Source organism: Bacillus sp. FSL R9-9497 (assembly GCF_038005805.1).
GTDB lineage: Bacteria > Bacillota > Bacilli > Bacillales > Bacillaceae_G > Bacillus_A > Bacillus_A cereus.
Window position 1 is genome coordinate 5,238,051 of record NZ_JBBOTY010000001.1, and the last position, 14,258, is coordinate 5,252,308.

Consider the following 14,258-nt stretch of genomic DNA (forward strand, 5'->3'; position numbering starts at 1 on the left):
GTTAAAAGTACAAAAATACCGAAAATATATTTTAGTCAGAGGGTTCTAACATATGTGCGGAAAGGGTTTGCACCGTAAAAGGAAAGAAAACCCTTTCTTAAGAAAGGGCTTTTGTCTCTATTTCTACTGGTTTACGAATTGGAATTAGGATCATAATACAACCAACTAACACAACAATTCCACCTACTAAAAACGGACTTTGTGGTGAAACAGTATGACCGATAATTCCTGATAAAATTGGAGCAATCGCACCACCTAACCAACGAACAAAGTTATAAACACCTGACGTAACAGATCTTTCATAAGGTGAAATATCCATTACATAACTTGTATATAATGCATTGTTTAAGCCAGATGCCAATCCTGATAAAACGATAAGAGTAATTTGTAACCACATAATTTTCACAAAGAATAGTGCAATTAAGAAAATCGCAAATACGAGTAAACTACCCTTTAATAATGTTTTTGGTTCATATTTCCCTTCTAGCTTATGTGCTAAAATTGCAGAACCGTAAGCTAACGCGAGCCCCCATCCGCAAAATACAAAGCCTAATTGAATAGCTGATAAATGCATAATAAGTGGTGAATATGCTAACACAACGAAAAATCCGTAGTAGTATAACATTCCTGAAATCGCACCTTGCATAAACGGTTTATACTTCACCAGGTTAAGTAATTCTCCTACCCCAGCAGCCTTACGCTTCACTTTTCGCTCCGGTTCTTTTACAAAAAAGAATACTAAAATAAATGCTAAGAAAATTAAAATACTTGTCGCGAAAAACGGATAACGCCAAGAATGACCACCTAATATCCCGCCTAATAATGGTCCGCCAGCCATGCCTAAACCGATAGCTGCTTCGTATAATCCTACTGCTTCATGAACTTCTTTACTTAATGCTATTAATAGCGTCATTGCTGTAGCAAAAAACATCGCATTTCCTAATCCCCATCCAGCGCGGAAAAGAGATAATTGAGCAATCGTTTGCGATATACCGCATATAAACGCAAATACAGTCACAATTGCAAGGCCGATTGTCATCATTCGTTTATCACCAAATCTCGATGCAAATATACCAGCTGGTAACATCATGATTGCCATCGTTAAAATATAAGCGGTAAATAACATTTCAACTTGCCAATGCGTTGCACCGATTTTCTCAGCAATAATTGGCAAAATTGGGTCAACTACCCCTATACCCGAAAAGGCAAGGAAGGTAGCCACCACTGTAATCAATCTCCCTAGTTTTTGTTTGCTCTCCATTTTGATTACTCTCCTTTTGTGTTCTCTAAAAATGTTACTGCACGATGTAAACTATCTTCGAGTTCTGCCTTTACACGTTGCATTTGCTCCATTTTTTCGTCTAGCGTTTGCACTTGTTGTTCAAGCATCTCTTTAATTTCTTGAATCACTTCACGGTCACGAGGATTTTCACTACTTCTTCTTTGCTCCATTCTTTCTTTTAACGATAAAAAATGCTGCATCTCTTGAAGCGTAATTCCTAACACTTCTTTCGCTTCCACAATTTTTTTAATTCTGGCGATATCCCCGTCTGTATACAGGCGAATGTTCCCCTCACTACGTTCAGGGGGATGAATTAAACCAATTTCCTCATAATAACGAAGTGTACGTTTTGTCAAACCAACTTGCTTTGTTACTTCATCAATTTTATACATGTTTATTCCTCCCTTCACTTGATTATTACATTTTACGTTAACGTTAACTTTTGTGCAACTGTTAGACTTTTGTAAATGTTTGTCATATTCAATTGTATTTTCCCTAAAGCAGTTTCATAATGAAAGAAAAGAGATAATAAGGAGAATTTCACATGAGTAAACCACTTATTTTCGCTCACCGCGGAGTAAAAGGAACACATCCCGAAAATACGATGATTGCCTTCCAAGAAGCAGAACGCATTGGCGCTCACGGAATTGAACTCGATGTCCACTTATCAAAAGATGGTGAACTTGTCGTAATTCACGATGAAACCGTCAATCGTACAACAAATGGCGTTGGACTTGTTTCGGAAAAAACGGTAGAGGAACTACAATCATTGGACGCTGGTAGCTATAAAGACCCTTCTTTCCATGAAGCAAAAATCCCAACGTTGCGTGAGGTTTTCATTTGGCTTTCCACAACGAACTTACAACTAAATATTGAATTAAAGACAGATGTTATTCATTACCCAAATATTGAGGAAAAAGCTGTTGCACTTGTGCGTGAATATCATCTTTCTAATCAAATTGTATTTTCATCATTTAACCATGACTCTGTTTCATTATTAGCAGAAATTGCTCCTGAAATCCCAAGAGCAATTTTATATGATACACCACTTGCTGATCCAATTGCCGAAGCAAAACATAGAGAAGCAAATGGATTACATCCAAACTTCCAGTTATTAACGAAAGAATTTGTGCAGTTAGCACAAGAGCAAGGGTATGTTTTCCGTCCATATACAATTAATGAATACAAAGATTTACAAACTATGATTGATTATGGTGTAGATGTCATCATTACTGATTGGCCAGCACGTGCCTTTGAGCTCCTTTCTTAATGGAAGGGGCTTTTTTATTTTCGAAATTTCATTGTTTAAAATAAATGAAAACCCTCAATACTAATACAATAACGCTTGTATTAATGAGGGGCTGAAAAAAGATGGATCAAACTATGAATCCAAAACTTAAAAAATATAAACGTCTTTTCTTCACCGCAATGTTTTCTTGCGTCCTTTTCTTCGTTTTTTCTTTTTTTGTTATTATTATAGTTGCAAAAATTATGGGACCTCCTCCTGTTGCGGTCCCGCAAACAAGCGTCTTTTACGCAAATGATGACACTGTTATAGGACAAAGTAATGAAATGCAAAAACGTTACAATGTATCTCTTAATGAAATTTCACCTTATGTAAAAGAGGCGACACTATCTATTGAAGATCAACGATTCTACAAACATCATGGCTTTGATATGAAACGTATTGCTGGTGCCATTGTTGCCGATTTAAAAGCGATGGCAAAAGTCCAAGGTGCTAGTACGATTACACAACAGTATGCTCGTAACCTTTACTTAGATCATGATAAAACGTGGAAACGTAAACTATTAGAAGCAATGTACACAATTCGCCTTGAGGTGAATTATAATAAAAATCATATTTTAGAAGGATATTTAAATACAATTTATTACGGACATGGCGCTTATGGCATCGAAGCTGCATCCCGTCTATATTTCGATAAAACGGCAAAAGAGTTAACATTAGCAGAAGCTAGTATGCTCGCAGGTATCCCGAAAGGGCCAAGTGTCTATTCGCCCTTTTTGAAAGAGGATCGTGCGAAAGGACGACAAGCTCTCATATTAGATGAAATGGTAGAACAAGGATATATTACGAAGCAACAAGCAGCCTTAGCGAAGAAAGAGCCACTAACTTTTGCCTCATTAGATACGAAAAAAGTAGCAGAGGTCGCACCATATTTCCAAGATGCTGTACAAGCTTCGCTCCTTCGTGATGTTGGATTAGACGAACAAGCTTTACAACGAGGTGGCTTGCGAATTTATACAACGCTAGACCCTAAACTACAAGCTGTAGCAGAACAAGCTGTAAAAGATCACATACCTGACACAACAAACATACAAACTGCTCTCGTCTCTATGAATCCAAAGACAGGTGAAGTGGCTGCTCTTGTTGGTGGAACTGATTATACTACAAGTCAATTTAACAGGGCTACACAAGCCATTCGTCAGCCTGGTTCTACATTTAAGCCATTTCTATATTATGCGGCATTAGAACGAGGATTCACGCCTGCTACGCGCTTAAAAAGCGAATATACTGTATTCACCTTAGGTGACGGCGTTTCAAAGTATAAACCGAAGAACTATAAAGATTATTATGCAGATGATTTCGTAACGATGGCACAAGCTCTCGCAGTCTCTGATAACATTTATGCTGTGAAAACGAATTTGTTTTTAGGCGATGACGCGCTTGCAAAAACAGCGAAACAATTTGGAATTAAAAGTGCATTAAAAGATGTTCCTTCTCTAGCTCTTGGTACATCACCAGTAAAACCAATTGAAATGGTTAACGCTTATAGCATGTTCGCAAATGGTGGAAAAGAAGTAAAACCTACTTTCATTCGCCGCATTATGGATCATGAAGGAAATATATTATACGATGCTCATTTAGAGAGTAAACAAGTTCTCGACAAGAGCAAAGCGTTTGTAATGGAAGAAATGATGACTGGTATGTTTAATAAGAAACTAAGCAGCTATGCTGCTGTAACTGGTCAATCGATGTTATCCAAACTATCAAGAACATATGCCGGCAAATCTGGTTCTACTGAAACGGATAGTTGGATGATTGGATTTACTCCGCAAATCGTAACTGGTGTGTGGGTCGGATATGATCAACCTAAATCTATTTCAAACGTAGCAGAACAAGGATATGCGAAGAAAATATGGACTGATACGATGGAGAAAGGGTTAGATGGACAACCAAAAAAAGAATTTAAACAACCAAGTGACGTCGTAGCGGTTAATATCAATCCAGAGAACGGTAAAATTGCTACAAAAAATTGTCCTATTTCTGTGAAAATGTATTTCGCTAAAGGTACCGAACCGACTGAATATTGTATGGATCACGTCGATGATAAAGAAGAATTTGAAAAAACGACTGAAGAAAAGAAAAAAACAAGTTGGTGGAAAAAATATCTTCCTTGGTAAAAAAATAGCTGACGGGCATCCGTCAGCTATTTTTTATTCACTTAATAATGCACGGCGCAATTCTTCACTAGATTCGTTCCAAATCGCTTCATTATGTTCTTTCAAGAACGTACCAAGTACTTTTTTAGATGATTCATCCATATGTTCAACCATAATGTGACGCTTCAATGATTTATCCATTTTATTTACGTGCTCTGGAAGTGATTTATATCCGCGGCGAATTTCACGATCTACTGTCATTTCACAAGCTGTTACACCTGCGTAATACGCACCTGTCGCAGTTCTTTCAATCGTTACCCAAACAAGCCAAAATGGTTTTCCGTTTGGAACTTCATCTTTATTTGTTAAAAACTTAATACCTTTTTCTACTGTACTACGCGCGTGCATCGCACCAATATCAACGAATGCAGTTTTCTCTAGTACATCAACAAATACAGGTGAAATGTTTTCTAAGCTTAATGCCCCAACACCAAATCCACCATGTCCATCTGTTGAATCATTTTTCACGATATTAAAACCGATTTTTTTCTTTTTCTCTGTCATATGTAAAATCCTCCTCACTTAAAAATTATAAAAGGCCAAAAATAGGCGCAATGATGCTATCTAAAAATACAAATACATGCGGAATAACTACCTGGAAAATAGGTTGAATTGTGTAATTACTAAGCGGTGTAATAACGAGAATTAATAACGCAATTGCCCCGTATTTTTCATACTGTGTCATTTTCGCGCGAATATTTGCTGGCGCTAAATCTTCCACTACACGATACCCATCAAGTGGCGGGATCGGTAATAAGTTAAATACAAGTAAAACGATATTCAGCATAATAAAAATCTGGAAAAATTGAGCTAACGTATCTGCTACTGCAGATGGAATTGAGTATAATACACCAAATTTTAATAAGCTATACCAAATAATTAAACCAATTGCGCTTAAAATTAAATTACTAATCGGCCCCGCAATTGAAACTAATACACCTGCAAGACGCGGTCTTTTAAAGTTATATGGGTTAACAGGAACCGGTCTTGCCCAACCGAATCCAAGAATTAATACTGCAATCAAACCTATAGGATCTAAGTGTGCCATCGGTGATAAAGTCAAACGACCTTGTCTCTTTGCTGTATCGTCTCCAAATTTATATGCTACATATGCATGTGCAAATTCATGAACTGATAATGCGATAATAATGGCCATTGCTACCAAAGGAATTTGGTGCAACGGGTATCTAAATAACTGATCCATGCTTCATCTCCTCTTCCATATGTCAAAAAAAGAAATTATTTGTTTTTTCGATTGTTCTTCCCTATAATCCGCTATAATAAGAGTGTAACTTACATAAAAGGAGCGATTGTACATGCCATACGTAACAGTGAAAATGCTAGAAGGACGCACAGAAGAACAAAAGAAAGCTCTTGCTGAGAAAGTAACAGCAGCAGTAAGCGAAACAACTGGTGCTCCTGAAGAAAACATCGTTGTTTTCATCGAAGAAATGTCTAAAAACCATTATGCAGTTGGCGGAAAACGCTTAAGCGACAAATAATTTCAAGTTTTTTCATAAGAAGCAGCCATTAGCTGCTTCTTATTTCTTTCCTTCTAACAACTCAATAATTCTCTCTTTATATTTTCCTTTTCTTCCATCTTCATAGATTAAATCATGCGGATAGAATAGCTTTTGATCCGTTCTTTTCTTACCTGTAATCGCCTCAACAATATCCGACTCACGTGAAAGCTCTCTAAGCTCTCCGTTTGGCATAAGAAGTAGGATTGGTAGACGCTCTTCTTCTTCTCCTGCACGATAAAAGTCATACGGTAAGTCTGATGTTGAATCGACTACTAAATAATACTCCGGATCAAGTCCAATCTTTTTAAATAAACTACTTAATTCCATCCAATTATCTAAACCGTGTTTATCTGTAAACTCTACATATTTAAATAGATTTCGATTCATAAAACGGCGGCATAAATCGCTTAAAATTGGATCTTCTTCTTCCTGCCATACTTGGAAGTAGTAATACATAACGTTCTCGTCTAACTTTAAATAATCCTCTACTGTTACTTCTTCTTCAAATAAAGAATAGAAATGAACAGGATGATTTTTAAATGTATAATACTTCTCGTGCAGTGATTTCGCACGGTGTAAAATCTTCGTTAAAATAACTTCTGCACTTCGCGTTACCGGGTGGAAATATACTTGCCAATACATTTGATAACGACTCATAATGTAATGCTCAACAGCATGCATACCACTATTTTTAATGACTACTTGATTCCCATACGGACGCATTACACGCAGTATACGTTCCATATCGAAGTTTCCGTACTTTACGCCTGTAAAATAAGCATCTCTTAATAAATAATCCATACGATCCGCATCAATTTGACTCGAAATCATACTAATCGCTAATTTATTAGTAGACGTTTTTGCAATTACATCTGCTACCTTTTGTGGAAACTCCTTATCAACACGACTTAATACATCATTAATCTCCGTATCGCCTACGATAATCTTTTGCGTAAATTTCTCATGATCTAATGAAAATACTTTTTCAAACGAGTGAGAAAATGGGCCGTGGCCGACATCATGAAGTAATGCCGCACATAAACATAACAATCTATCTTCAGCATTCCAATTTGGTCTGCCATCAAACACATCATCAATCATACGACGAATAATTTCGTATACACCTAACGAATGAGTAAAGCGACTATGCTCTGCACCGTGAAATGTAAAAAATGTCGTTCCAAGCTGCTTAATACGGCGCAAGCGTTGAAATTCTTTCGTTCCGATTAAATCCCAAATAACACGATCACGCACGTGCACATATTTATGTACTGGGTCTTTAAACACTTTTGTTTCGCTGAGTTTGTCGTTTAAATATACCACTTTCCGACATCCCCCTTTCTTTACTACATTCTTACTTTATATTATAAACGAAATGAGAAACAGAAAGAAATGAAAGACTGTATTAATTCCCTTTATAAAAAGAAAAAATCACCTTTACCGAAGTAAAAGTGATTTCCTTTATACATTATTTACCTAAAACGAATTCAGCAACTTCGTCTAAGATCATATCTTTCCCTAGTGGGAAGTAACCTTTGTTTAAGTCTTCATTTTTAATTGTAAATACGTGGTTATTTTTAACAGCGTTCATGTTTTTCCAAATTGATTCTTCTTGGAATTCTTTTAAGCGCTGAGAACCGTCACCAGTTGTAAATACGAATAAGTAATCTGGGTTGTAATCGATTAAAGCTTCTTTTTGTACTTGTACTAACGGTTTATCAGTTGGTGTACCTTTAACTGCCGGTAGTTTTAAATCATTAAAGATTACGCTACCGTAACCGTAGTCACCGTATACGCGGAAAGCATTTGGATATGCAGCCATTTTCATAAATGTTGCTTCACCAGTTTTAGCGACGATTTTGTCATGTAATTTGCTTGCTTTTTCATCATACTTTTTGAACCATTCTTTTGTTTCTTTTTCTTTACCGAGGATTTGACCTACTTCTTCGAATTTTGGACGCCATTGATCTAACGGAGTGTTTAACATAACTGTTGGTGCAATTTTAGATAATTGGTCATAAATCTTTTCTTGACGATTATTTACAAGAATTAAATCTGGTTTTGCAGCAGCTACTGCTTCGATGTTAATTTTATCGCCCCAAGCAGAACCAACGGGTTTAACGTCTTTTAGTTTCTTTTCAATATGTGCATCAATTTTTTCTTGAGATGTATTAGCAGTAATAACCGGTTTCATACCGAAAATTAGTAATTCTTCTGTTGAACCACTAAGGTCAGCAATTTTCTTTGGGTTTGCAGGAATTTTAATTTCCCCTTTTGCATGTTTTACAGTGCGCTCTTCAGTCTTTGCATCTGCTTTCTTTTCTTCTTCTTTGTTAGAACAAGCTGCAAATAGTACAGAAGTCACAACTAGTACCATTGCTAATAGTGCCATTTTAAAATTCTTCATGTTCCCACTCCTTCTAGCTGTATTTATCTTATAAGTTACAATGAACTATAAGAAACAAAGATAACAATTAATTAATATATATTTATTAACTGTTGTTAATAACCCATTCTAACGGGCGTTCAACTTCCCATTCATATATAAGAAGCTCAACGTCCATTAGAAGCCCCCTCTTTACGAGGGGGTTCTACTTATGCTTTTTTACGCAATTGATTACTAATCATCGCTAAATCATATGTTAAACAAATTGGCTTACAGTTTACTGGACATGGAACGATTTGAGCTTCAATCTCAAATACGTTACGAAGTGTTTCACTTGTCATAACTTCATCTGGTGTTCCTTGTTTCATTAACTTACCTGCTTTTAATGCAATCATATGATCAGAGAAACGAGAAGCGTGGTTTAAGTCATGGATAACCATAACAATCGTTCTACCTTCTTCTTCATTTAACTTTTTCAATAAGTTTAATACTTCTAATTGATGAGCCATATCTAAGTACGTTGTTGGTTCATCCAATACAAGTAATTCTGTTCCTTGTGCAAGAGCCATTGCGATCCAAACACGTTGACGTTGGCCACCTGATAGCGCTTCTGCTGGACGATTCGCAAATTCTTTCATTCCTGTCACTTCAAGTGCCCAGTTAATGTAGCGATAATCCTCTTCTTTCAACGTGCCAAACCCTTTTTGATGAGGGAATCTTCCATATGACACAAGCTCAAATACAGTAAGACCCGTTGGCACTTCTGCAGTTTGTGGTAAAATCGCCATTTTCTTTGCAATTTCTTTCGTTGGCTGTTTCTCAATTGCTTTTCCGTCAAGATAAACAGTACCTTGCTTTGCCTTCAAAATACGAGACGCCGTTTTTAATAATGTGGACTTCCCACAACCATTTGGTCCAATAATTGTTGTAATTTTCCCTTCCGGAATTTCAACTGTTAACCCGTCAATAATTAAACCTTCATTATAGCCAACAGATACCGCATCCACCGCTAAAGTTGCCATACGAAAAGCCTCCCTTTATTTTGTCCTCATAAGTAAATAAATGAAATATGGTGCACCAATTACAGAAATAACAAGACCGACTGGTATTTCTGAAGTTGTTAATACACTTCTTGAAATTACGTCTGCAAATAAAAGTAAAAACGTTCCTATTAGCGCAGCTGTGGGCAACATAATTTGATGTTTACCACCAACAAGGCGCCTTGCTAAATGCGGGGCCATTAAACCGATAAAGCCAATTCCGCCTGCAACAGCAACAGATGCACCTGCTAAACAAACTGCAATAAATAATAATTTACGTCTTTCTTTTTCTACGTTTACACCAAGGCCAACTGCTGTAGAATCGCCTAGGTTCATTACATTTAATATGTGTGCTTTACTTATAGCAAGCGGTAAGAAAATAACCATCCATGGAAGTACACTTAATACGAATTTCCAATCTGTACCCCATAGACTTCCCGCCAGCCAAATCGTAGCAAAACGAAAATCGTTAGATGTCATCTTCATAGAGAAAATTAAACTAACAGCTCCAAATCCAGCTGCAACGGCAATACCGACAAGTATTAATCGAGTCGATGAAACGCCGTCTTTCCATGCTAGTAAATAAATAATTACCGCTGCTAATATCGCTCCAACTAGTGCGAAGAATGGAAGAATGAATACAGATAAAAATGTACCAGTCCCTACTTTCCCGAAGAAGAAGTAGACGAATATAACAACTGTTAATCCCGCTCCAGCATTAATACCTATAATACCTGGATCAGCAAGCGGATTTCGTGATAAACCTTGCAAAATCGCACCTGACATAGCTAAAGCAGATCCGACTAGTATAGCAATTACCATACGCGGCATACGGAATTCAAATAAAATAACAGACTGATCTTCAGCCCCTAGTCCAACCAATGACTTTAATACGTCCATTGGCGGGATTTTAAAAGTTCCTGTATTTAAACTAATAAGAAATATAGAAACGATTAGTCCTACTAAAATCGTTAATATAGAAATGTTCTTTTTTGTTAAGACACTCGTCCTCACATCTTTCCTCTCCCTTCATTACGTGCTAAGTAGAGGAAGAATGGAACCCCAATTAGCGCTGTAATTGCTCCAATTGGCGTTTCAAATGGCGGGTTAATAACGCGAGATAACATATCTGCACATTCAATTAACAGCCCACCTAAGACCGCAGAACATGGAATAACCCATCTATAGTCCGAGCCTACAAGAAAACGAGTCATATGCGGAATTACAAGACCAACAAATCCAACTGATCCTGCCATGGAAACTGCGGAACCCGTTAAAACAAGAACAAGTACTGTTCCGATAAATTTAATCAATGTCGTATTTTGACCAAGTCCAATTGCAATTTCTTCACCGAAGCTCAAAATTGTAATATATCTCGACATCATAATTGCGATAAAAAGACAAACAAGGCCAATTGGCACTAACATATTAATACTTTGCCATTTCACTCCAGCAACTCCGCCTGCATTCCACATGCTTACCTCTTGGGCAAGATTGAAATACAATGCGATTCCAGATGAAATTGCCCCTAATAAAGCACTAATAGCTGCACCTGCTAAAGCTAATTTCACAGGTGTTAATCCACCTGGTGAAGAAGACCCAATTCCATATACAATGCTTGCACCAAACGCAGCTCCAATAAAAGATGCGATAACAAACATTAAATAAGGTGAATTAGGAAAAAATGCATACATAATTGCAATTCCAAATACAGCCCCATCTGTAATCCCCATTAACGATGGTGAAGCAAGTGGATTTCGCGTCATACCTTGCATAATTGCTCCTGATACCGCTAAAAAGGCACCTGCAACTACGCCCCCTATTGCTCTAGGCATGCGAAGCTCTTGAATTACATTATGATGTGTAATAGATCCATCAAACTGAAATACAGCTTGCCATACAGTCTTTAAACTAATATCTGCAGCCCCAAAAGAAATAGAAACTGCCATGCTTAAAGCTAACAAAACTGTACCCGCTACTAAAATAATAGAAGCGATAAGCGGTCTGCTCTTAATCTCTTTAACATTCTCTTCTTGCTGTTCTATACTGCTTGCGCTCGCTTCCATCCCTCAACCATCCTAACTAACAACATATATTTATTGAAATGAAATTTATTCTCAAATAGTAATAAAAAAATTAGGTGAATTGTTATTTTCCTGATAATGATTATCAGAATCAGACACTTCTATTCTACCTATCGCTTTAAAAGACTGTCAACCATTATTTTGAAATATAAATTTATATAAATTGGAATTTCAATACAAAAGTTATATCTATCCTTTAGAAAACATTCGTCCACACAAGAGTACTTTCGCAGAATAAATCATTCCTCTTATGGGCATAAAAAAGAAGAGTAATCTTTTCACTCTTCTTTTTCTTACTTATTTAACTTTGCTTCAATTTTTGCGATTAACTCATCTTCTGTTGGAGCCGCAACTGGACGGTTATTTACAAATGCGAATGATTTTTTACGACCAGGACCACAGTAAGACTGACATCCAACTTCAATCGTTGCACATGAATCTACTTTTTTTAACTTCGGAACTAACGTTTTAACGTTCGTTGCCTGACAGTCATCGCACACGCGAAACTCGTTTCCCATTATATAACACTTCCTCTATTTTAAACTTTTCTCAAGTACATTTAAAAATAAACACTAAATGGTATTTTACCGCTCTTTGAAGCTCGTTGCAAGTTTCCCTACAAAGCCTATTCTCTACATAATGCTACATATTTATATGCTCTTCTACAGAAGCGCTCACCATTCATGGGAAAATTTTTACCTTTCATCGAAATCTACCATATTTTTAAAAGCTTTGTATAAAAGTTTATTTTTTTGCCCATTATAAAAATAGGAAGTTCATAAAAAGAAAGGGAGTTGAATCTATGAAAGTAAGACAAGATGCTTGGACAGATGAGGATGATTTATTACTTGCTGAAACGGTACTTCGTCATGTTAGAGAAGGAAGTACGCAATTAAATGCATTTGAGGAAGTAGGGGATCAGTTAAATCGTACATCTGCTGCTTGTGGTTTCCGCTGGAATGCTGTTGTTCGCTATAGCTACGAACAAGCTCTTCAACTAGCAAAAAAACATCGTAAAGATAAAATGCGTGCTGCAAGCGGTGAACAAGCAAAAAAACGTTTACTTTATACACCACCAGCTTCAGATTCGATAACTGATTATGAAGAATTAGTACAAGAAGAATCAATCGTACAATATAAAGAAGCTATTCCATATCAAGAATCTACTGCTCCTGCTGCAAGAAGCTCTATGACAATGCAAGATGTTATTTATTTTTTACAAACAGTCGGATCTTCAAATATAAAAGTGACAGCTCTTGAAAACGAGAATACGAGATTGAAACAAGAAATTAAAGCACAAATCCTTCGGAATGAGGAACTAGAAAAGAAACTAGAAAAATTGGAAAAGCAATCTCATACTGTACAAGAAGATTACGAAACACTTATGAACATTATGAACCGAGCTCGTAAATTGGCAGTCATGGATGACGAAGAACGTTCTCAAACATCTTTCCGAATGGACCGAAACGGTAATTTAGAAAAAATTGCAGAATAAAAAGGATGCATGTAATGCATCCTTTTTATTATTTCACCTATAAGCTCCCCCTTTATATGTGAGAAAACTCCATTCTTCATTTTTTGCTATAATAGAGATTGTCATTTTAAAGATAAGGGGTTAGTTATATGAGCAATTCCCGTTCCATTTTATCTCAGCCAGAGTGGCGCATTGTAGATCAATCTAGTTTGGGACCAACATTCCATGCACTTCAGTCATTCGCAATGGATGACACATTATGCACAAGCATTGGAAATGGCAAGTCAGCCGCAACAATGCGTTCTTGGGTTCATCACAATACAATTGTCCTTGGCATTCAAGATTCACGCCTTCCGCATTTAGAAGAAGGTATTTCTTTTTTAAAACAAAACAACTTCAATGTTATTGTCCGTAATTCTGGCGGGCTTGCGGTCGTGCTTGATGAAGGTGTTTTAAACGTATCACTTTTATTCCAAGAAACAGAAAAAGGTATCGATATTGATCTTGGATACGATACAATGTGGCATTTGATTAAGGAGATGTTAAAGGATTACGACGTTACTATCGAGGCAAAAGAAATTGTCGGCTCTTACTGTCCTGGTAGTTATGACTTAAGTATTCGCGATCAAAAATTCGCTGGTATTTCACAACGTCGTATTCGCGGCGGTGTCGCTGTCCAAATCTATCTCTGCGCTACCGGAAGTGGCTCTGAGCGTGCCGCACTCGTTCGTGATTTTTACAGCCTAGCAATTCAAGGGGAAGAAACACGCTTTACGTACCCTGAAATTGTACCAAGTACGATGGCCTCACTCTCAGAATTACTTGGCGAAACCATTACAGTACAAGATTTAATGATGCGTCTTTTAAAAACATTGCAGCAATTCGCTCCAAAGTTAACACCATCTCAATTAACAATAGATGAGATTCCTTTATATGAGACGAATTTACAACGTATTATTGATCGTAATAATAAAGCACTTGGTTTAGAAAAATAAAGACCGTCGCTA

The 14,258-nt window shown here is 36.8% G+C and carries 15 protein-coding genes; 5 read left to right on the forward strand and 10 right to left on the reverse strand.

Annotated features, from left to right (window positions below):
- Window positions 1-97: 97 nt before the first annotated feature.
- A complete protein-coding gene (locus MKY21_RS27065) occupies window positions 98-1,261 on the reverse strand; it encodes an MFS transporter (protein WP_000444233.1) in 1,164 nt (387 codons plus the stop codon).
- A 5-nt stretch (window positions 1,262-1,266) separates the two neighbouring features.
- Entirely contained in the window at window positions 1,267-1,674 is a 408-nt protein-coding gene (locus MKY21_RS27070; protein ID WP_061664282.1) for a MerR family transcriptional regulator, read from the reverse strand.
- A gap of 152 nt (window positions 1,675-1,826) precedes the next feature.
- Between MKY21_RS27070 and MKY21_RS27075 the strand changes: the two genes are divergently transcribed.
- Complete coding sequence (locus tag MKY21_RS27075) at window positions 1,827-2,552, forward strand: glycerophosphodiester phosphodiesterase (protein ID WP_061664281.1); 726 nt, start codon at window positions 1,827-1,829, stop codon at window positions 2,550-2,552.
- Between the two features lie 101 nt (window positions 2,553-2,653).
- Entirely contained in the window at window positions 2,654-4,705 is a 2,052-nt protein-coding gene (locus tag MKY21_RS27080) for a transglycosylase domain-containing protein (protein ID WP_000372965.1), read from the forward strand.
- Between the two features lie 33 nt (window positions 4,706-4,738).
- Here the strand turns inward: MKY21_RS27080 and MKY21_RS27085 are convergent, their stop codons facing one another.
- Window positions 4,739-5,248, reverse strand: coding sequence for a YwhD family protein (locus MKY21_RS27085; RefSeq protein WP_016118957.1), 510 nt, complete (start codon window positions 5,246-5,248; stop codon window positions 4,739-4,741).
- A 25-nt stretch (window positions 5,249-5,273) separates the two neighbouring features.
- Window positions 5,274-5,948, reverse strand: coding sequence for a site-2 protease family protein (locus MKY21_RS27090; RefSeq protein ID WP_000372456.1), 675 nt, complete (start codon window positions 5,946-5,948; stop codon window positions 5,274-5,276).
- A 112-nt stretch (window positions 5,949-6,060) separates the two neighbouring features.
- Here MKY21_RS27090 and MKY21_RS27095 point away from each other — a divergent pair, with 112 nt between their 5' ends.
- The gene (locus MKY21_RS27095) at window positions 6,061-6,246 is read left to right on the forward strand and encodes a 2-hydroxymuconate tautomerase (protein WP_001147171.1); all 186 of its coding nucleotides are present in this window, start codon (window positions 6,061-6,063) and stop codon (window positions 6,244-6,246) included.
- 39 nt (window positions 6,247-6,285) lie between these two features.
- Here the strand turns inward: MKY21_RS27095 and MKY21_RS27100 are convergent, their stop codons facing one another.
- The 6 genes from MKY21_RS27100 to MKY21_RS27125 form a co-directional block, all read right to left on the reverse strand.
- Window positions 6,286-7,590, reverse strand: a complete 1,305-nt coding sequence (locus MKY21_RS27100) for an HD domain-containing protein (RefSeq protein ID WP_000262730.1) — start codon at window positions 7,588-7,590, stop codon at window positions 6,286-6,288.
- Between the two features lie 145 nt (window positions 7,591-7,735).
- Window positions 7,736-8,674, reverse strand: a complete 939-nt coding sequence (locus tag MKY21_RS27105) for an ABC transporter substrate-binding protein (protein ID WP_000787725.1) — start codon at window positions 8,672-8,674, stop codon at window positions 7,736-7,738.
- Window positions 8,675-8,862: 188 nt separating this feature from the next.
- On the reverse strand, window positions 8,863-9,675 hold the full coding sequence (locus tag MKY21_RS27110) for an ABC transporter ATP-binding protein (protein ID WP_000212068.1): 813 nt from the start codon (window positions 9,673-9,675) through the stop codon (window positions 8,863-8,865).
- Window positions 9,676-9,690: 15 nt separating this feature from the next.
- On the reverse strand, window positions 9,691-10,707 hold the full coding sequence (locus MKY21_RS27115) for a FecCD family ABC transporter permease (protein ID WP_001260757.1): 1,017 nt from the start codon (window positions 10,705-10,707) through the stop codon (window positions 9,691-9,693).
- Window positions 10,704-11,759, reverse strand: coding sequence for a FecCD family ABC transporter permease (locus MKY21_RS27120; RefSeq protein ID WP_000388296.1), 1,056 nt, complete (start codon window positions 11,757-11,759; stop codon window positions 10,704-10,706). The genes MKY21_RS27115 and MKY21_RS27120 overlap by 4 nt, the downstream gene beginning before the upstream one ends.
- Before the next feature lie 311 nt (window positions 11,760-12,070).
- Window positions 12,071-12,295 carry a DUF1450 domain-containing protein gene (locus MKY21_RS27125; protein ID WP_000526078.1) on the reverse strand — a complete coding sequence of 75 codons (225 nt, stop codon included), beginning with the start codon at window positions 12,293-12,295 and terminating at the stop codon, window positions 12,071-12,073.
- A 284-nt stretch (window positions 12,296-12,579) separates the two neighbouring features.
- On the opposite strand from MKY21_RS27125, the gene MKY21_RS27130 reads away from it, so the two are divergent.
- Complete coding sequence (locus MKY21_RS27130; RefSeq protein ID WP_000868358.1) at window positions 12,580-13,272, forward strand: RsfA family transcriptional regulator; 693 nt, start codon at window positions 12,580-12,582, stop codon at window positions 13,270-13,272.
- A 128-nt stretch (window positions 13,273-13,400) separates the two neighbouring features.
- Window positions 13,401-14,246, forward strand: a complete 846-nt coding sequence (locus MKY21_RS27135; protein WP_000071952.1) for a lipoate--protein ligase family protein — start codon at window positions 13,401-13,403, stop codon at window positions 14,244-14,246.
- Window positions 14,247-14,258 lie beyond the last annotated feature (12 nt).

Coding starts and splice junctions, on each gene's coding strand:
- MKY21_RS27125 (WP_000526078.1), bottom strand. CDS start 12,295: ATGGGAAACGAGTTTCGCGTGTGCGATGACTGTCAGGCAACGAACGTT.
- MKY21_RS27085 (WP_016118957.1), bottom strand. CDS start 5,248: ATGACAGAGAAAAAGAAAAAAATCGGTTTTAATATCGTGAAAAATGAT.
- MKY21_RS27095 (WP_001147171.1), top strand. CDS start 6,061: ATGCCATACGTAACAGTGAAAATGCTAGAAGGACGCACAGAAGAACAA.
- MKY21_RS27080 (WP_000372965.1), top strand. CDS start 2,654: ATGGATCAAACTATGAATCCAAAACTTAAAAAATATAAACGTCTTTTC.
- MKY21_RS27110 (WP_000212068.1), bottom strand. CDS start 9,675: ATGGCAACTTTAGCGGTGGATGCGGTATCTGTTGGCTATAATGAAGGT.
- MKY21_RS27075 (WP_061664281.1), top strand. CDS start 1,827: ATGAGTAAACCACTTATTTTCGCTCACCGCGGAGTAAAAGGAACACAT.
- MKY21_RS27065 (WP_000444233.1), bottom strand. CDS start 1,261: ATGGAGAGCAAACAAAAACTAGGGAGATTGATTACAGTGGTGGCTACC.
- MKY21_RS27090 (WP_000372456.1), bottom strand. CDS start 5,948: ATGGATCAGTTATTTAGATACCCGTTGCACCAAATTCCTTTGGTAGCA.
- MKY21_RS27105 (WP_000787725.1), bottom strand. CDS start 8,674: ATGAAGAATTTTAAAATGGCACTATTAGCAATGGTACTAGTTGTGACT.
- MKY21_RS27130 (WP_000868358.1), top strand. CDS start 12,580: ATGAAAGTAAGACAAGATGCTTGGACAGATGAGGATGATTTATTACTT.
- MKY21_RS27070 (WP_061664282.1), bottom strand. CDS start 1,674: ATGTATAAAATTGATGAAGTAACAAAGCAAGTTGGTTTGACAAAACGT.
- MKY21_RS27120 (WP_000388296.1), bottom strand. CDS start 11,759: ATGGAAGCGAGCGCAAGCAGTATAGAACAGCAAGAAGAGAATGTTAAA.
- MKY21_RS27135 (WP_000071952.1), top strand. CDS start 13,401: ATGAGCAATTCCCGTTCCATTTTATCTCAGCCAGAGTGGCGCATTGTA.